Consider the following 18,695-nt stretch of genomic DNA (forward strand, 5'->3'; position numbering starts at 1 on the left):
TCAGGAAGGTTAAATCAACTGCAATGCTATCCAGTACAGCCCACCAGAAAGAAAAATTGCCGCCGGTAAAGTAAACACCCATGCCATCAGGATGCTGGTTACCGTTTTACGCTGTAACCCACCGCCGTCCACCACCATCGTCCCTGCAACTGCAGACGAGAGGACGTGTGTTGTGGAGACGGGCATCCCAATATAACTGGCAAGACCGATAGACACTGCCGCCGTCATTTGTGCCGCCATGCCTTGCGCATACGTCATGCCGCGCTTACCAATCTTCTCACCGATGGTCATCGCTACACGACGCCAGCCAATCATGGTGCCAATGCCGAGCGCCAGTGCTACCGCCATGATGATCCACACCGGAGCGTACTCAATGGTGCTTAACATATCGCTGCGAAGTTTTTTCAGCAGGTTCTGGTCTTCTTTACTGACGCCTGGCAGTTTCGCCAGCTTCGCGGAGGTATCAGAGATGCACAGCATAATGCGGCGCAGCTGGCTGCGCTGACTCACGCTTAACGGCTCGTAACTTTCCATATTGCCTGGCAGCATCGTTTTAACGCGCGCAATCGCATCAAAGGTATTTGCCGGATGACAGTGAAACTCCGTTACTTGCATGCCATCAGTCGATGCCGCAGGCAATGGAGGTTCCATCGCAATCAACTTCTGCGGCAGTTCAGGATGCTGTTGCAGGTAGTGTTCGAAGTTGGTGACGGCATCGCGGGTACGGGTAATTTCATAGCCGGACGCGTTCATATTGACGACGAAGCCAGCAGGGGCAATCCCCACCAGTACCAGCATCACCAGGCCGATCCCTTTCTGTCCGTCGTTCGCGCCGTGCGAAAACGCCACGCCCGCAGCGGAAACAATCAGCGCAATACGCGTCCAGAATGGCGGCTTACGTTTGCCTTTTTTCTTTTTGCGATCTTCCGGAATGCGGTGAATACGGTCACGCTTTTTCGTCCCGCTCCAGTAGCGTCGCAGCAGGAATATCAGGCCTCCCGCAATGACCAGGCCGACGATAGGGGAAACAATCAGCGAGGAGAAAATTTTGGTCACTTCACGCAGGTTTAACGCATCCATCACCGATGAGCCGGTTAACAGCGCGTTGGTTAAACCGATGCCGATAATCGCGCCAATCAAGGTATGCGAACTGGAGGCCGGTAAACCAAAGAACCACGTTCCCAAGTTCCAGATAATCGCCGCTAGCAGCATGGAAAAGACCATCGCCAGACCGTGGGTTGACCCCATATTCAGCAACAAATCGGTTGGTAACATATGGACAATGGCATAGGCAACGCTAAGTCCGCCCAATAACACGCCAAAAAAGTTAAAAAATGCCGCCATCACCACAGCAAGTTGTGGTTGCATGGCACGAGTATAAATAACGGTTGCCACCGCATTCGCCGTGTCATGAAAACCATTGATTGCTTCGTAGAACAACACAAATGCCAGAGCAAGTAATAACAAAAGCCCTGTGTATATATCAAGGCCAACAAATAAATTTAGCATATATTAGATTACGCCATTTTGAATTTACGAACGGACGCATTATCAGTGACTTTAACGGTGTGGGCAAAGTGAAATATCATTTTTTAACGATAAAAAGAGTGTTATTTCTTGTGTATCAGACAATAAGCATTCATTAAAAATCTTTAGAAATAATTAGAACACAGGCATTCTGCTGGTTAATGTATTCACATATGAAATGAATAAATATTTGAATATATAAATATTGAATATTTTGATTAATCCCCGTACTGACTATTCTTCATAATCAGTACGGGATTGCTACAACATGTATTACTCTTTCACCACAATTAACGGTTCAATATCACTCTCTTTTTTGATGACCAGTGATTCATCACCGCGCAAACACGTCCCACCGTAGTTGCCGCCAACGGTGAAGGTACATACCTGAATGTATTTACCGTCCACTTTCGGCAAACACCACAGTTGCTGATAGATGTTTTTCTGCTCGGCAAATTTACCGCTGGTTTTGTCCAGCACTTCTTCATGATGGCTGACCAGGTCGATATTGCTACCACAGCGACCGGCGATCGGTTTCACTGCGTAACCTGTTTTCACCAATTCATCATTAACAGTGAAATCGGTATCCAGCAGGTAACGATGGTGCGGGAACAGCGACCAGAGGATCGGCAGAATCGCTTTGTTGCCGGGGATCACCGTCCACAGCGGCTCAAAGACCAGCACTTCCGGGCGCAGCAATACGTCGATAAGACGCACTTCGTTTTGCGGATGACCGGTACGGATCGGCACCGCAGCAAACTCACGGTCGCTAACTTCACGAATCTGATCAAACGCGGTTTCCCACGCCCAGGTTTTCCACACGCAGTTAACCAGCCGTCCTTCCCCATCAATCAGTTGCCCGGCAGCATCCCAGCACAGTTCATCCAGCCCGCGCAAGATACGCGTTTCAAAGCCCGCCTGGTGCAGCGCCTGCTCCATAAACTGCGCGTGATAGTTTTCCTCGATATCTTTGTCCTGCATGATATGGACAAACGGACGTGCACGACTGTGTTTCCAGGCACCAGCCAGTTCGTTAATCAGCCCTTCCGCCGGATTGAAGCCGTTGCCTTTATAGCCCTGCTCCGCCCAACGTTCGAGGATCAAGCCCGCTTCGGTATGACATGAGGCGGAGTCGGCGTTGTACTCGTAAACCTTCAGACCACGCTCATCCATGCAGAAATCCATACGACCGGTGATCATATGGTGACGGCGACGCTGCCAGGAGAGACGCAAACGTGGCCAGAGGATTTTCGGAATGTCGAACAGCGCCAGCAGGTTGTCATCTTTCAGCACCTTGTCGGTTGCGTGAAGATACATCAGGTGCAGCTCGTTGGTGGCTTTAATCAGCTCCTGCTCGGCGCTCTCGGTAATGGTGTAGTAATGATACGGATCCTGATTGATCACCTGACCGTTGGCCTGCACATAGGCGTTTTGCAGCGGATCTTTTTCATCCAGCCATTTACCGTCAAACTGGCCTTTGTTTTCCAGACGCGCTCCGCTGATTTTCAGCAGCTCGCCTGCAATTTCCGGCTGCGGTAAGCTGTATTCAGTATCTTCCGTCTGGATCATCCAGCCCAGAATGGTGGTGTCATCAAAAGTGTCTTTAAGGGTATAGCAGCCGTTTTCGACCACCATCTCCAGTTCGCGCGTCCACTGTTGCCCTTGCGGCAACGGGGAATGAATCACGTTCTGTTCCGCAATACGGACTTTGTTGCCATGCAATTGGGTAATGATGGCGACATGGCCAGTGTCTTTAAATTCACCGCCTTTATCCCAGATAAGAAGCGCACCCGCGACCGGCGCACGCGGCGAGCCGTTAGGAAATGCCTGCAATGGCAGGATGTTGTCATTAACCACTTCACGCAGGAAGCGCAGCGAGAAAATCTCCCACGCCATACCCACGTCAGTGAAGACCACACCGTAATTCAGAAAGAGAAAACGGCGAGCAAATTCAACGCATTGCCATTTGTGGCCCATATATTCGTCGTCGATATAGCTACGGAATACGGCGTCATCTTCGTATTCCTGCGGATCGAGAGAACTGTAATCTGAAGAGTAGATTGCTACCCCACCTGGGGCGTAGCCCAATAATGTCCCGAACGGGGCATCCTGGCTGGTCGTTCCTTTGCTCATCACTTTACCTTTAACAATACAACCTAAGCAGTTGGCGTAATTGTTGTGCTCTGATTACCTGCTCAGCGACATTAACCGGACAGAGGTCAGACTAATCATACACCTCATCGCAGCGGCTGGCGCAAAGGGTTAAAAAATTCACATTCTGTACAGCAAGTGACCTGCTACACTGCTTCAACACTACCACTCAGAAGGCAACTCACTATGACAGACAATACTTATCAGCCCGCGAAAGTCTGGACGTGGGATAAATCCGCTGGCGGCGCGTTCGCCAATATCAATCGCCCGGTTTCTGGTCCGACGCATGAAAAAACGCTGCCCGTTGGCAAACATCCATTGCAACTTTATTCGCTGGGAACGCCGAACGGTCAGAAAGTAACGATTATGCTTGAGGAGCTGCTGGCGCTGGGCGTTACTGGTGCAGAGTACGACGCGTGGCTGATACGCATAGGCGATGGCGATCAATTCTCCAGCGGCTTTGTCGAAGTGAACCCAAATTCGAAGATCCCGGCGCTGCGCGATCATACCCATAATCCGCCGATCCGCGTGTTTGAGTCAGGATCGATTCTGCTTTATCTGGCGGAGAAATTTGGCTACTTCCTGCCGCAGGATCTGGCAAAACGGACTGAAACGATGAACTGGCTGTTCTGGTTACAGGGCGCGGCACCGTTCCTCGGCGGTGGTTTTGGTCACTTTTACCATTACGCGCCGGTGAAAATTGAGTACGCCATCAATCGCTTTACCATGGAAGCCAAGCGCCTGCTCGACGTGCTGGATAAGCAACTGGCGCAGCATAAGTTTGTTGCGGGCGATGAGTACACCATTGCGGATATGGCGATTTGGCCGTGGTTTGGCAACGTGGTGCTCGGCGGCGTGTATGATGCCGCAGAGTTTCTGGATGCGGGAAGTTATAAACATGTGCAACGCTGGGCGAAAGAAGTGGGCGAACGTCCGGCAGTGAAGCGTGGGCGTATTGTTAACCGCACCAACGGGCCGCTGAACGAGCAGTTGCATGAGCGCCATGACGCCAGTGATTTTGAGACGAATACGGAAGATAAGCGTCAGGGGTAAGGATTGGTGTTCGTCGCAGCAAGCCATCCAGGCCGGATAAGGCGTTCACGCCGCATCCGGCAATCGAGCACAATGCCTGATGCGACGCTGCCGCGTCTTATCAGACCTACGAAAGCTAATCATCACGCGCTGGTAATGTCGTAATCCATTTGGCGCAGTGCGTCTAATGTGGCTTTGGCTTCATCTTCGTCGATGATGCTCATGGCAAATCCGACGTGTACCAGCACCCACTGGCCCAGTAGATCGGCAGGGTTACCTTCACAAATCAGGGCGATATTCACGTCGCGCTTGATACCACATACTTCAACCTGCGCAAGCTGGTGAATATCTTCACCGACAGCCAGCACCTGGCCTGGAACGCCAATACACATTGTTAACTCCGGTTATTCAACTTCAATACTTTTGACGATCAGCGAATCGCCGGTATCGACACGCAACCGCTCGCCATGACAGAGCGGACACTGCGCATCGTGCTGATGAATCTCCACCACCTGGCTGCAATCCCAGCACCAGGCCTGGGCGGGTTTATAGACGATATGTAAATCGCACCCTTGCGCCACCGTTCCGTGGCAGACAATTTCAAAACTAAAACGGACGGCGCTCTCCTCAACGCAGGAGAGCGCGCCAATTTCCAGCCACACGGCGGTGACGCGCTTAACATCGTGCTGCTCCGCCTGCCGTTGGATAATTTCAACGGCACTCTGGCAAAGCGACAACTCATGCATTTTCGCCACTCCTGCGACCAAACAGCAGGGCGCGACGCCCTGCGTGTGGTACATCCGGATTCGTGACTGGCAGCGAAAGGATCATTCGTGCGCAGTCATCCGTCAGGCGTTGGCCCTCTTCAATCGACATACTGTGCGAAAGCGGTGACATCAGCGAACAGGAGAGGTATTGCGAAACACCGTCCAGTTCGCCAACGGTAAAGGTCATGGTGCCATACGGCAGTTGCAGACCGATTTTTTCACTCACTTTGCGCAGCGGCCAGAGTTGATCCGGGCCGGGGAAGATAACTGCACTCAGCATCCACGGGGTGATCACACACCCCGTCCACTGACCTTCGAACAGCGTAAAATCAGAAACATACACCGGCATTGAAGGATGCAGAAAAGAGAGATCGTGCATCGAACGCCGGGCAATTTCTTCAAACGCTGCCTGTACTTGCGCCTTCGGGGAGGTCTGGAAACCTGCTATCTCTTCAGTCATGAATCGCCTCCCGTGGGATGGCTTCCACGCCAGATTCACGCAGCGCAGCCAGAACCTGCTCAAGCGCAGGTTCAATCATTGCTTCAACCGTCGGCGTTAAGCCGATGTATGGCTCCAGGGATTCCGGAATTACGCCGACCAGGGTCAGCTTTTTCGGAAACTCGCCGGTGAAGCGCAGGGCCGACAAGACGTCGGCCAGGCCAAGCTGATGCGGAGAGATTTTGTTGGTAAACAACGCCGGAACTTCTTCATCCCGCAGGATCATCATCGTTCCCGGCGCGCTCTTCTTCGACACAATGGCATCCGCAATAATCAGATGATCGCGATTTGCCATGTCGCCAAGTAGCTCCATTCCCGCCGTGCCGCCATCGAGGATCTCAACATAATCCGGCAGAATGTATCGTTGCTCTAACGCTTCGACAATCCGCACACCGATGGCTTCATCGGTCAGCAAAATATTGCCGACCCCTAAGACTAAAATACGCATTACAGAACCTTCACTGAAACCACTTCGTTGCCGTCAGCATCCACTACGTGTACCGCACAGGCCATGCACGGGTCGAAGGAGTGAATGGTACGCACCACTTCCAGCGGTTTATTCGGATCGGCAACCGGTGTACCCACCAGCGACTGCTCGTAAGGACCGACGTCATCATTGAAGTTACGCGGACCAGAGTTCCAGGTTGATGGAACAACCGCCTGGTAGTTGCTGATGATACCGTCTTTAATAACCATCCAGTGAGAGAGCATACCGCGCGGCGCTTCGAGGAAGCCAACACCTTTGAACTCACCCGTTGCCGGAATGTTCGGCTTCACAAAGGTGGTGTGATCGCCTTTGCCGATATTGGTGATCAGTGCACTGTATTGGTTTTGCAGGATATCCTGCAATTCACAGCAGTGAACGGTACGACCAATAATACGGCCCAGCGTGGAGTGCAGCTGTGCCACTTCCAGCGTGTTGCCAGTCAGTTTCTGATAAATCGCAACGATTTCATTCAGTTTGTTCTGGGTAGATTCGCGACCTGCCGCCAGTTTCACCAGCATATTAGCCAGCGGACCCACTTCTACCGTTTTGCCGTAGAAAGTCGGTGATTTCACCCAGGAATATTTCCCGTCGTCAGACCAACCATCATAAGCCGGAATGGTGGTACCTTCCCACGGTGCCTGCGGCGCTTCGTCTTTATACCAGGAGTGCTTCGCGCTTTCCTGAATGCCTTTGATCAGGTATTCATCGGAATGAGAAGTGATCGGACGATACGAGGACAGATCCGCATTCTCAATGTAGCCGCCCGGGAACAGGAAGCTGCCGTTTTTACTGTCGGTCGGGAATTCCGGCACGCTCAGGTAGTTCACCGCACCTTTACCGCGCGTCAGCCATTCCGGATAGAACGCGGCAATAACTGCGGTATCAACCTTATAAACCTGTTCAACAAAGTCGCTCAGCTTGTCGATGAAAGACTTGATGTACATCAGGCGCTCAAGGTTCAGCACGCCCAAACCGTCGAGGTTGATCGGGTTCGCGACACCACCTACCGCCAGGTTCTGAATGTGCGGCGTTTTACCGCCCAGCAGCGCCACGACGCGGTTAGCGTCACGCTGGCACTCCAGCGCCTGCAGGTAGTGCGCTACCGCAATCAGGTTCACTTCCGGCGGCAGTTTCATCGCCGGGTGACCCCAGTAGCCATTGGCGAAAATACCCAACTGACCGCTGGCAACCAGATCTTTAATCTTGTTCTGAACTTTGGTGAACTCTTCCGGACTGTTCAGATGCCAGGTCGAAACGCCTTTCAGCATTTCGGAGGCTTTGGTTGGGTCAGCTTGCAGTGCAGAAGTGATGTCCACCCAGTCCAGCGCCGAGAGCTGATAGAAATGAACGATATGGTCATGCGTGGTGTGCGCAGCCAGAATGATGTTACGGATGTATTGCGCGTTAACCGGAACGTCGATATTCAGCGCACTTTCTGCCGCACGAACGGAAGACAGCGCGTGAGTGGTAGTACATACGCCACAGATACGTTGCACAATCATCCATGCATCGCGCGGATCGCGGTTTTTCACGATCTCTTCCATGCCGCGCCACATGGTACCGGAAGCCCATGCTTTCGAAACGACGCCATTTTCGATTTCGCAATCGATGCGTAAATGCCCCTCAATACGGGTTACCGGATCAATAGTAATTCTCTGGCTCATGCTTTGCTCGCCTCATGACGATTATGATCGTTTTGTTTTAAAGGAGGAAGTATCGGCAGTAGACGAATGAGTACGATGTAAGCGCAAATCTCAATAGCCACAAAACCAATAGAAATCAACAGTTCTTCCCAGGTCGGGAAGTAGGCGTAACCGCCGCCCGGGTTGAATGCCACCAGCGAATAGGTCAGACGCCAGGTTGCACAACCTAACAGTGCACTCAGTGCTGACAGGAACAGCATGCGGGAATCATTACGCAGCTTCGCCACACGCAGAACGACCAGCGGGAAGAGCATCAGCAGGACTTCAATCCAGAACATCACGGAGTAGAAGTCACCGGCAAACGCTAACGACAGCTTGTCGCGATAGATAAGCTCGCCAAAGCGCAGCACGATGAAAATCGCCAGCAACACACTGATGGTGTTGGTCAGCTTGACGAACAGGCTCTTTTCATCCGGACCGTTGCCACGCAGACCCGCCTGCACCAGTGAACCTTCAAAGATGACAATCGAGAAGCCCATGATGAACGCCGTCAGCAGCGAGAACAGCGGCAACATTTCATAGCTCTGCCACAGCGGATGCACCTTGTAGCCCGCCGAGATCATCAGCGACCCCATTGAAGACTGGTGCATGGTCGGCAGCAGCGCACCGAGCGCGATGATGAAGAACATCACCTTGTTCAGACGCTGTAGCGACACCTTCCAGCCCAGACGTTCAAACAGTGCCGGAGCAAACTCCAGAGCCATCACGCCGATGTAGATGGTCATACAGACCGCCGTCTCGAACAGTACCGAGTTCACGTTGAAGTGACCCGGAATGTAGAAGTACGGCAGGTTCCAGTAGCGACCCACGTCGATAGTGATCGACAAACCACCCAGTGAGTAACCAAACAGACTCGCCAACAGCGCCGGACGCACCAGCGGATGGTATTGCCCACGGTTAAAGACGTATACCGCCCACGCCAGCGCCCAGCCGCCACAGGCAAAGCCGGTGCCAATCAGCAGGTCAAACGCGATCCACACGCCCCACGGAAAGCCGCCGTTCAGGTCGGAGACAGAGCCCAGACCGAACACCAGACGCTTCACAATCAGGAGCATACAGATGACGATTAACGGTCCAAAAATCATGACCGGTTTACTGATGATTTTGCCGCCCAGCGGTTTTGGATCATGACTCATGATCGTCTCCTCCGTCGTGATGGTCGTTTTTGGTGTTGCGACGAACCAGCACGGTTAAGCCCGCCAGCACAGCCAGTGGTAGCATCATGCCTTTATACAGGGTGTGTTGAATATTTTCGGAACGCGCACCGGTAGAAAGATCGTCCAGTTTCGGCAGGTCGAGATTTTCATAAGGCACACCCGTCAGTACCAGAACCTGAGTACCGCCGCCCTCTTTCTCGCCGTACAGATGCGGATAATATTTCGGCACCGTATGCAGGTAAGTGTCTCCAGATTTCAGCGTCTGACGCGGATAGTGGTATTCGCTGCCAGGCTTCAGCGCCAGACGTTTTTTCGCCTCCGCCATCAGCTCTTCACGCGTACCGAAAATCACCGCGCCCGCCGGGCACACTTCTACGCAGCCAGGCAGACCGCCTTTATCGAGACGTTCCACACCTTTCTGGTTGCACAGCTCGCACTTATGTAGCGCACCAAACGGGTTGTTGTAGTCGTACTTCGGCACGTTGTATGGGCAGGCGACCATGCAGTAACGGCAGCCGGTGCACACGTCTTTGTCGTAATGGACAATGCCGGTTTTCGGATCTTTTTTCAGTGCAGAAACCGGGCACACAGAGACACAGTTCGGATCGACGCAGTGCATACACTGTTTCTTAATGTACGCGTAGCCGTTCTCCTCCTGGTCTTTGTTGACCCCTGTGCCGCTGGTCCACACCTGAATGATGTTATTGGTATACGGCGACAGTTTGTCGTTGTTCGACCAGGTCTGTTCCCCTTGCGGGTTACGTTCAGGGAAGTTGATATCCTGACACTTGGTGACGCAAGCCTGGCAGCCTACGCACAAGGTCGAGTCGTACAACATCCCCAGCGATCCCGGAATTGGCGGGCGGTTTTCAGCAGCCGCATGACTGACAGACGGCAGCGCGCCCGTCAGCAATGCCCCGCAGGAGGCTGCTTTAATAAAATTACGTCTGTTCACGGTTATTCTCCCCGTGAGTCAGCGTTATCTTTCTTTTGCTGACGACCCAGTTCACGCACCGCCATCACGCTGACACCGGCAACCAGCCCAACCACACCGCCGAGCAAACCAATAGCGCCTGCAGAGACGTTGCCGCCCTCTTTAGCGTTAACATCCGGTTTCTGTGAACGCGGAGTCTGATTTTCGACGTTGGCAAGCTGATGGATGCCTTTATGGAAGCCGATACCTTCTTCGTTACAGCCATAACACGGGTGACCAATCGCCACCGGCCACACACCGCCAACATCGCAGAATTGCAGCGTTGAGCAGTTGCCGTAAGTTTCTGGCCCTTTACAGCCGAGGTGGTACAGGCACCAGCCTTCGCGGTGGCCTTCATCACCGAACTCTTTGGCAAAACGACCCGCATCGAAGTGCGGGCGACGTTCGCAGTGTTCGTGAATCAGACGGCCATAGGCGAAGGTCGGACGGTTTTTGTCATCCAGTTTCGGCGGTTTGCCGTAAGTGATGATGTGCGCAACGGTCGCGAGGAAGTTGTGCGGGTTCGGCGGGCAGCCCGGAATATTGATAACGGTTTTGCCTGGCAGAACTTCTTGCAAGCTGACTGCGCCAGTTGGGTTAACTCCAGCTGCGGCAACACCGCCCCACGCAGAGCAGGAACCGATAGCGATAATGGCTGCTGCGCCTTCCGCCGCTTTGCGGATGTGATCCACAATCGGCTCACCGGCAACCATGCAATAAATACCGTTATCTTTTAATGGGATGGAACCATCCACCACTAACACATACTGCCCTTTGTACTTCTCGAGAGCGTTATGTTTGTTCTCTTCGACCTGATGACCGAAGGCGGCGGAAAGCACTTCGTGATACTCCAGAGAGATAGTCTCCAGTACGAGGTTTTCTACCGTTGGATGCGTTGCACGAAGCAGAGATTCCGTACAACCGGTGCACTCCTGCGCGCCAATCCAGATAACTGGCGGACGCTGCGGGTTAGTAACCGATTCGGCCATCTCTGCAGCGGCTTTGCTACTTAACCCCATGGTGGCGGCTAATGCTGCACAAAGCTTCATGAAATCACGACGGTTAATGCCGTGAGAATGGATGAGGGTGTTATCTCCAGTCATTTATAGTTATTCCGTTGCGAAGACCTGGCATATATTTTGCCTCAATCGCAAAATCAATAATGCGATCGATGCGCCATTTACCACACATTTATTATGGTTATCGATATCATGATACTGCGGCGGGGCGCTAAAACGAAGGGAAGAAGCATTAGTGTAATTAATTAAAGCAAGATAATACGTATGTTTGATCAATTTTCGAGGCGATAACCGGCCATAAAAAAGCGCAACGTAGAACAGGAATTATTCTCACGAAAGAAATCCATTACCATCTCTTTATCCAGTCCATAGCGGCGCGCCAGAATACCCGCTTCCCAGGCGCTAAGCTGGCGATCTCCGGTCTTTTCGTACATCCGGTGTGAGTAGCCTAATACAAAACCGCGTTTATAATCGGCACAGAATTTTGTCACATTAACCGCACTGTCGGCATGCGTTGCTTTTAATCCCGCCATTAAGCCTTTACCAAAATGGTTATTCATCGTTCACCTCATTCGCTATATATCGTCATATATAGCGATATTTTAGGCAAAGAACGACTTTTGCGCACGCTATTTTTTCATGCTTGTTTAAGACGTAATCCCGTAAGAGATAAACCTATCAGGAGAGATATTTATCGAACCATTTCAGTGTCCTTTGCCAGGCAAGATCGGCGGCAGATTTGTCATAACGGGGCGTGGAATCATTATGGAATCCGTGATTAACCCCCGGATAGATATACGCCTCATAAACCTTATTATTGGCTTTCAACGCCGCCTCGTAAGCAGGCCAGCCCTCGTTGATTCGGGTGTCCAGTTCCGCGAAGTGGAGTAGTAAAGGCGCTTCAATCTTCGCCACATCGGCAGTGGGTGCCTGACGACCATAAAACGGCACCGCGCAGGCCAGTTCCGGATACGCGACAGCCGCCGCGTTCGATACGCCACCGCCATAGCAAAATCCGGTAATACCCACTTTGCCTGTCGCTTGCGGATAGCGTTGCATAAACTCAATTGCGGCAAAGAAATCATTCATCAGTTTGGTTGGATCAACCTGCTGTTGCAGTTCGCGACCTTTATCATCATTTCCCGGATAACCTCCAACGGAACTTAAACCGTCGGGCGCAAGAGCAATGTATCCCGCCTTCGCCACTCGCCGTGCCACATCTTCGATATACGGATTCAGTCCACGATTCTCATGCACCACCACCACGGCTGGCGTTTTGCCGCTCATCCTTGCGGGTTTCACCAGATAACCCCGTACCTCGCCGTGACCATTTGGCGAAGGATACGTGATGTACTCAGCAACAATCTCCGGGTCGGTAAACTCTACCTGAGTCGCCAGCGCATAATTTGGCTTGAGCAAATCAAACAACGCTAATGCCGTCATCCCGCCTACCGCATACTTCGCCGCAAGGTTGAGGAACTCACGTTTCGAGATTTTCCCGTGAGCGTAATAGTCGTAGTAATCCAGCAACTCTTGTGGGAAATCTTTGGCGATTAAACGCGGCATCATTGCACTCCTCAGTTGGTGTTTTTTTAAGCAAAGCATAAGCACGTGTTTTTGCCCAGTTTTTCGTCACTCTGTGAGCCAGACTACGGGATACGCGCTGATGAATCGCTAAACTAGAAACATTGTTTCGAAATTGAATGGTGGAAAGGAGAGGTCATGGTCTGGTTAGCGAATCCCGAGCGTTACGGGCAGATGCAGTACCGTTATTGCGGAAAAAGCGGTTTACGCCTGCCCGCGTTATCGCTCGGTTTATGGCACAATTTCGGTCACGTTAACGCGCTGGAATCACAGCGTGCGATCCTGCGTAAAGCGTTTGATTTAGGCATTACGCACTTTGATTTAGCCAACAATTACGGGCCGCCTCCAGGAAGCGCAGAAGAGAACTTTGGTCGCCTGCTGCGGGAGGATTTTGCCGCTTATCGCGATGAACTGATTATCTCTACCAAGGCTGGCTACGATATGTGGCCCGGCCCTTACGGCTCTGGCGGTTCACGTAAATACCTGCTCGCCAGCCTCGACCAAAGCCTGAAGCGTATGGGGCTTGAGTATGTCGATATCTTTTACTCTCATCGCGTCGATGAAAATACGCCGATGGAAGAAACCGCCTCTGCGCTGGCTCATGCGGTACAAAGCGGTAAGGCGCTGTATGTCGGGATCTCCTCTTACTCGCCAGAGCGGACGCAAAAAATGGTCGAGTTGCTGCACGAGTGGAAAATTCCGCTGTTAATTCATCAACCTTCGTACAATTTACTAAACCGCTGGGTGGATAAAAGCGGCCTGCTGGATACCCTGCAAAATAACGGCGTGGGCTGCATTGCCTTTACTCCTCTGGCTCAGGGATTGCTGACCGGAAAATATCTCAACGGCATTCCTGAAGATTCACGGATGCATCGTGAAGGGAATAAAGTTCGTGGCCTGACGCCGAAAATGCTCACCGAAGCCAACCTCAACAGCCTGCGCTTATTGAATGAAATGGCACAGCAGCGTGGACAATCAATGGCGCAAATGGCGTTAAGCTGGTTGCTGAAAGATGATCGCGTGACGTCGGTATTGATTGGTGCCAGCCGCGCGGAGCAACTTGAGGAGAACGTGCAGGCGCTGAATAATCTGACATTTAGCACCGAGGAGCTGGCGCAGATTGATCAGCATATCGCCGATGGCGAGCTGAATCTGTGGCAGGCGTCTTCCGATAAATGACCTGTTAATAACGGGCGCGAGAACCGCGCCCGAATCAGATCAGTGATTATGACGAGTTAGTCGGTCAAGATAGCCCATCACAAATGCAGAGAGCACAAACGTCAGATGGATAATGACGTACCACATCAGTTTGTTATCCGGGACATTTTTCGCATCCATAAAGACGCGCAGTAAGTGAATGGAAGAAATTGCCACAATCGACGCTGCTACTTTGTTTTTCAGCGACGTTGCGTCCATTTTCCCCAGCCAGTTCAGCTTCTCTTTGTTCTCGGAGATATCGAGTTGTGAGACGAAATTCTCATAACCGGAAAACATCACCATCACCAGCAAACCGCCAACCAGCGTCATATCCACCAGCGACAGCAACACGAGGATCAAATCTGATTCCGCCATCGAGAAGATATTCGGCAGTACGTGAATAATCTCCTGGAAGAACTTCAGCGCCAGGGCAACTAACGCCAGCGAAAGGCCAAAGTACACGGGGGCAAGCAGCCAGCGAGAAGCATACATTGCATTTTCAAGAAAACGTTCCATACATTCCTGTCGTGTAGTTAAAACGGGCAACAGTATATCGCAATTGAGTAAACAGCACGCAACAGCAAATCAACATATCCGTTAAACCTTTGTCGCATAATTCTGAGGGTTAGGGATCTTCCTGGTTCCCTTATCAACGCATCGAGAGCGTCTACCCTTAAAGGACGTTGAACCTGAAGGGAGAAAAACGATGTCTCATTTAAAAGACCCGACCACGCAGTATTACACTGGTGAATATCCCAAACAGAAACAACCGACGCCAGGCATCCAGGCGAAGATGACACCGGTACCTGATTGCGGCGAGAAAACCTATGTTGGTAGCGGTCGCCTGAAAGATCGTAAAGCCCTGGTGACAGGGGGCGATTCCGGAATCGGTCGCGCTGCCGCCATCGCTTACGCGCGTGAAGGGGCTGACGTGGCGATCAGTTATCTTCCCGTGGAAGAAGAAGACGCTCAGGATGTGAAAAAGATCATTGAAGAATGCGGACGCAAAGCCGTTCTGCTGCCAGGCGATTTAAGCGATGAGAAATTTGCCCGTTCGCTGGTTCACGAAGCGCATAAGGCCTTAGGTGGGCTGGATATTATGGCGCTGGTCGCCGGGAAACAGGTTGCCATTCCTGATATTGCAGACCTCACCAGCGAACAGTTTCAAAAGACCTTTGCCATTAACGTTTTCGCACTGTTCTGGCTAACCCAGGAAGCGATACCCCTGCTACCGAAAGGTGCAAGTATCATCACCACTTCGTCAATCCAGGCATACCAGCCAAGCCCGCATTTACTGGACTATGCGGCTACGAAGGCGGCGATTCTGAACTACAGCCGAGGCCTGGCAAAACAAGTCGCGGAGAAAGGTATTCGGGTGAATATTGTCGCGCCAGGCCCGATCTGGACAGCACTGCAAATTTCCGGCGGACAAACGCAGGATAAGATCCCGCAGTTTGGTCAGCAAACGCCGATGAAACGTGCGGGGCAACCGGCGGAACTGGCCCCTGTATATGTTTATCTGGCAAGTCAGGAGTCGAGCTACGTCACCGCAGAAGTGCACGGCGTGTGCGGCGGCGAGCATTTAGGTTAAAAAAAAGCCCGGTTGTGAAAAGCAACCGGGCATCATTGTGAATTCACTCTTACCTGATGTGGCGAAAACGCCTTATCCGCCTACAAACGCATGAAGATTCAACATGTTGCAATAGATTTTGTAGGCCTGATAAGCGTAGCGCATCAGGCATTGAGCACCTAATGCCGGATGCGGCGTGAACGCCTTATCCGGCCTACAAACGCACGAAGATTCAACATGTTGCAATAGATTTTGTAGGCCTGATGAGCGTAGCGCATCAGGCAATTCTACTTTACTTCGCTTTGGCGGTTTCTTCGCCGACCAGACCTATCTTCAGGTAACCCGCCTGATGCAGCGTATCCATTACCTTCATCAACGTCTCGTAATCGACGGTTTTATCCGCTCGGAAGAAGATGGTGGTGTCTTTCTTACCTTCGGTTAACGCATTCAACGCCGTAATCATTGTTTCATCGGTGACCGGATCGTTACCGATAAACATCGAGTTGTCTGCCTTCACCGACAGATAAACCGGTTTTTCTGGGCGCGGCTGCGGTGTGCTGGTAGAAGCAGGCAAGTTCACCTTCACATCTACCGTCGCTAACGGTGCCGCCACCATAAAGATAATCAGCAGAACCAACATCACGTCGATAAACGGCGTCACGTTGATATCATGCATTTCGCCGTTATCGTCGAGGTTTTCGTTAAGATGCATTGCCATCGGACATTATCCTGCGCGTAATTTTTGTGCGACACGAACCGGATGCGCAGCGGCGCTGGCTTCCAGATCCAGGTCACGGCTTTGCAGCAATAATACCTGCGCTGCAACATCACCCAGCATCGCTTTAAAGCCGCCAATCTGACGCGCGAATACGTTATAGATAACGACCGCCGGAATCGCTGCCACCAGACCGATTGCCGTTGCTAACAGAGCTTCTGCGATACCCGGCGCAACGACTGCCAGGTTAGTAGTCTGCGTTTGCGCGATACCAATAAAGCTGTTCATGATGCCCCAGACCGTACCAAACAGCCCAACGAACGGCGAAATCGCGCCGATGGTTGCCAGATAGCCGTTACCGCGGCCCATTTGACGACCTACTGCGGCGACCCGACGCTCCAGACGAAAGCTGGTACGTTCTTTAATACCTTCGTTATCGTCGCTGCCTTCTGACAGTTCCAGCTCATTCTGCGCTTCATTGAGCAAATGCAGGCTTAAGCTTTTGCTACCAAAATCAGCGGCGATATCGTTGGCCTGGTTTAAGGAACGCGCTTCAGCCAGCAGTTGCTGCTCGCGCTTAAGGCGACGCTTCTGATTGAAGAACTCTACGCTCTTACTGAAGAAGATTGCCCAGGTGACTACGGAGGCCAAAATAAGCCCAATCATCACGCACTTAACGACAATATCGGCGTGCTGATACATACCCCAGACGGAAAGGTCCGTCTGCATTAAATTATTACCCACTGTGTATCTCCAGGACGCAAGTCACAAAATCTGCGCATAATAATATCAAAACGACGTCGAATTGATAGTCGTTCTCATTACTATTTGCATACTGCCGTACCTTTGCTTTCTTTTCCTTGCGTTTACGCAGTAAAAAAGTCACCAGCACGCCATTTGCGAAAATTTTCTGCTTTATGCCAATTCTTCAGGATGCGCCCGCGAATATTCATGCTAGTTTAGACATCCAGACGTATAAAAACAGGAATCCCGACATGGCGGACAAAAAGCTTGATACTCAACTGGTGAATGCAGGACGCAGCAAAAAATACACTCTCGGCGCGGTAAATAGCGTGATTCAGCGCGCTTCTTCGCTGGTATTTGAGAGTATGGAAGCCAAAAAGCACGCGACGCGCAATCGCGCCAATGGCGAGTTGTTCTATGGACGGCGCGGAACGTTAACCCATTTTTCCTTACAACAAGCGATGTGTGAACTGGAAGGTGGCGCAGGCTGCGCGCTATTTCCCTGCGGGGCGGCAGCGGTTGCTAATTCGATTCTTGCTTTTGTCGAACAGGGCGATCATGTGTTGATGACCAACACCGCCTATGAACCGAGTCAGGATTTCTGTAGCAAAATCCTCAGCAAACTGGGCGTAACGACATCATGGTTTGATCCGCTGATTGGTGCCGATATCGTTAAGCATCTGCAGCCAAACACTAAAATCGTATTTCTGGAATCGCCGGGTTCCATCACTATGGAAGTCCACGACGTTCCGGCGATTGTTGCCGCCGTGCGCAGTGTGGTGCCGGATGCCATCATTATGATCGACAACACCTGGGCAGCCGGTGTGCTGTTTAAGGCGCTGGATTTTGGCATCGATGTTTCTATTCAGGCCGCCACCAAATATCTGGTTGGGCATTCAGATGCGATGATTGGCACTGCGGTGTGCAATGCCCGTTGCTGGGAGCAGCTACGGGAAAATGCCTATCTGATGGGCCAGATGGTCGATGCCGATACCGCCTATATAACCAGCCGTGGCCTGCGCACATTAGGTGTGCGTTTGCGTCAACATCATGAAAGCAGTCTGAAAGTGGCTGAATGGCTGGCAGAACATCCGCAAGTTGCGCGAGTTAACCACCCTGCCCTGCCTGGCAGTAAAGGACACGAATTCTGGAAACGAGACTTTACAGGCAGCAGCGGGCTATTTTCCTTTGTGCTTAAGAAAAAACTCAATGATGAAGAGCTGGCGAACTATCTGGATAACTTCAGTTTATTCAGCATGGCCTACTCGTGGGGCGGGTATGAATCGTTGATCCTGGCAAATCAACCAGAACATATCGCCGCCATTCGCCCACAAGGCGAGATCGATTTTAGCGGGACCTTGATTCGCCTGCATATTGGTCTGGAAGATGTCGACGATCTGATTGCCGATCTGGACGCCGGTTTTGCGCGGATTGTATAACATTGCCACTTTTGGACAATTTTGCAGACATTTTATTGTGAAAAGTCTTAAATTGTTGCGTCCGGGATCAAGGCGTCCCGGACGATTCAGGAGTACAATAGGCAGATAAAGGCTTAAACGCTGTTCCACAG

19 protein-coding genes are annotated in these 18,695 nt (G+C 51.7%); 4 read left to right on the top strand and 15 right to left on the bottom strand.

All coding sequences use genetic code 11. The features are described 5' to 3' along the window. Positions 1-9: 9 nt before the first annotated feature. Together pitB and gss are read right to left on the bottom strand one after the other, a co-directional pair. On the bottom strand, positions 10-1,509 hold the full coding sequence (pitB, locus tag HUZ68_RS19000; RefSeq protein WP_000933293.1) for an inorganic phosphate transporter PitB: 1,500 nt from the start codon (positions 1,507-1,509) through the stop codon (positions 10-12). A 291-nt stretch (positions 1,510-1,800) separates the two neighbouring features. Next, positions 1,801-3,660, bottom strand: coding sequence for a bifunctional glutathionylspermidine amidase/synthase (gene gss, locus HUZ68_RS19005; protein ID WP_033815017.1), 1,860 nt, complete (start codon positions 3,658-3,660; stop codon positions 1,801-1,803). Positions 3,661-3,864: 204 nt separating this feature from the next. Here gss and yghU point away from each other — a divergent pair, with 204 nt between their 5' ends. Continuing rightward, positions 3,865-4,731: a glutathione-dependent disulfide-bond oxidoreductase gene (gene yghU / locus HUZ68_RS19010; protein ID WP_001295515.1), complete on the top strand. Its 867-nt coding sequence runs from the start codon at positions 3,865-3,867 to the stop codon at positions 4,729-4,731. A gap of 122 nt (positions 4,732-4,853) precedes the next feature. Here yghU and hybG read toward each other — a convergent pair whose 3' ends face one another. From hybG to yghX, 10 genes are all read right to left on the bottom strand, one after another. Further along, positions 4,854-5,102 carry a hydrogenase maturation factor HybG gene (hybG, locus tag HUZ68_RS19015; protein WP_000334896.1) on the bottom strand — a complete coding sequence of 83 codons (249 nt, stop codon included), beginning with the start codon at positions 5,100-5,102 and terminating at the stop codon, positions 4,854-4,856. A 12-nt stretch (positions 5,103-5,114) separates the two neighbouring features. Further along, positions 5,115-5,456 carry a hydrogenase maturation nickel metallochaperone HypA gene (gene hypA, locus HUZ68_RS19020; RefSeq protein WP_000544953.1) on the bottom strand — a complete coding sequence of 114 codons (342 nt, stop codon included), beginning with the start codon at positions 5,454-5,456 and terminating at the stop codon, positions 5,115-5,117. Then, positions 5,449-5,937, bottom strand: a complete 489-nt coding sequence (gene hybE / locus HUZ68_RS19025; protein WP_000134014.1) for a hydrogenase-2 assembly chaperone — start codon at positions 5,935-5,937, stop codon at positions 5,449-5,451. The genes hypA and hybE overlap by 8 nt, the downstream gene beginning before the upstream one ends. Then, entirely contained in the window at positions 5,930-6,424 is a 495-nt protein-coding gene (locus HUZ68_RS19030; RefSeq protein WP_033815016.1) for a HyaD/HybD family hydrogenase maturation endopeptidase, read from the bottom strand. The genes hybE and HUZ68_RS19030 overlap by 8 nt, the downstream gene beginning before the upstream one ends. Then, the gene (gene hybC, locus HUZ68_RS19035; RefSeq protein ID WP_000083065.1) at positions 6,424-8,127 is read right to left on the bottom strand and encodes a hydrogenase 2 large subunit; all 1,704 of its coding nucleotides are present in this window, start codon (positions 8,125-8,127) and stop codon (positions 6,424-6,426) included. Before hybC ends, HUZ68_RS19030 begins: the two co-directional genes overlap by 1 nt. Then, positions 8,124-9,302 (bottom strand): Ni/Fe-hydrogenase cytochrome b subunit, encoded by a 1,179-nt coding sequence (gene hybB, locus HUZ68_RS19040; RefSeq protein WP_000017680.1) that lies wholly within the window; start codon positions 9,300-9,302, stop codon positions 8,124-8,126. Before hybB ends, hybC begins: the two co-directional genes overlap by 4 nt. After that, the gene (hybA, locus tag HUZ68_RS19045; RefSeq protein WP_001081870.1) at positions 9,292-10,278 is read right to left on the bottom strand and encodes a hydrogenase 2 operon protein HybA; all 987 of its coding nucleotides are present in this window, start codon (positions 10,276-10,278) and stop codon (positions 9,292-9,294) included. The genes hybB and hybA overlap by 11 nt, the downstream gene beginning before the upstream one ends. Before the next feature lie 2 nt (positions 10,279-10,280). Beyond that, positions 10,281-11,399 (bottom strand): hydrogenase 2 small subunit, encoded by a 1,119-nt coding sequence (hybO, locus tag HUZ68_RS19050; protein ID WP_000145410.1) that lies wholly within the window; start codon positions 11,397-11,399, stop codon positions 10,281-10,283. Between the two features lie 188 nt (positions 11,400-11,587). Next, on the bottom strand, positions 11,588-11,875 hold the full coding sequence (gene yghW / locus HUZ68_RS19055; RefSeq protein ID WP_239593961.1) for a DUF2623 family protein YghW: 288 nt from the start codon (positions 11,873-11,875) through the stop codon (positions 11,588-11,590). 118 nt (positions 11,876-11,993) lie between these two features. Then, positions 11,994-12,881, bottom strand: coding sequence for a YghX family hydrolase (yghX, locus tag HUZ68_RS19060; RefSeq protein ID WP_033815015.1), 888 nt, complete (start codon positions 12,879-12,881; stop codon positions 11,994-11,996). A 156-nt stretch (positions 12,882-13,037) separates the two neighbouring features. Here yghX and gpr point away from each other — a divergent pair, with 156 nt between their 5' ends. Next, positions 13,038-14,078 (top strand): L-glyceraldehyde 3-phosphate reductase, encoded by a 1,041-nt coding sequence (gpr, locus tag HUZ68_RS19065; RefSeq protein WP_000262144.1) that lies wholly within the window; start codon positions 13,038-13,040, stop codon positions 14,076-14,078. A gap of 39 nt (positions 14,079-14,117) precedes the next feature. Here the strand turns inward: gpr and HUZ68_RS19070 are convergent, their stop codons facing one another. Beyond that, complete coding sequence (locus HUZ68_RS19070) at positions 14,118-14,612, bottom strand: TIGR00645 family protein (protein ID WP_000439331.1); 495 nt, start codon at positions 14,610-14,612, stop codon at positions 14,118-14,120. Positions 14,613-14,802: 190 nt separating this feature from the next. Here HUZ68_RS19070 and yghA point away from each other — a divergent pair, with 190 nt between their 5' ends. Continuing rightward, positions 14,803-15,687, top strand: a complete 885-nt coding sequence (gene yghA / locus HUZ68_RS19075) for an NADP(+)-dependent aldehyde reductase (protein WP_000018760.1) — start codon at positions 14,803-14,805, stop codon at positions 15,685-15,687. A 271-nt stretch (positions 15,688-15,958) separates the two neighbouring features. Here the strand turns inward: yghA and exbD are convergent, their stop codons facing one another. Beyond that, the gene (exbD, locus tag HUZ68_RS19080) at positions 15,959-16,384 is read right to left on the bottom strand and encodes a TonB system transport protein ExbD (RefSeq protein WP_001240712.1); all 426 of its coding nucleotides are present in this window, start codon (positions 16,382-16,384) and stop codon (positions 15,959-15,961) included. A 6-nt stretch (positions 16,385-16,390) separates the two neighbouring features. Further along, the gene (gene exbB / locus HUZ68_RS19085; protein ID WP_000527844.1) at positions 16,391-17,125 is read right to left on the bottom strand and encodes a tol-pal system-associated acyl-CoA thioesterase; all 735 of its coding nucleotides are present in this window, start codon (positions 17,123-17,125) and stop codon (positions 16,391-16,393) included. Positions 17,126-17,376: 251 nt separating this feature from the next. On the opposite strand from exbB, the gene metC reads away from it, so the two are divergent. Next, positions 17,377-18,564 (top strand): cystathionine beta-lyase, encoded by a 1,188-nt coding sequence (metC, locus tag HUZ68_RS19090; protein ID WP_001302355.1) that lies wholly within the window; start codon positions 17,377-17,379, stop codon positions 18,562-18,564. Positions 18,565-18,695 lie beyond the last annotated feature (131 nt).

It is taken from the genome of Shigella dysenteriae (assembly GCF_022354085.1).
GTDB classification, from domain to species: Bacteria; Pseudomonadota; Gammaproteobacteria; order Enterobacterales; family Enterobacteriaceae; genus Escherichia; species Escherichia coli.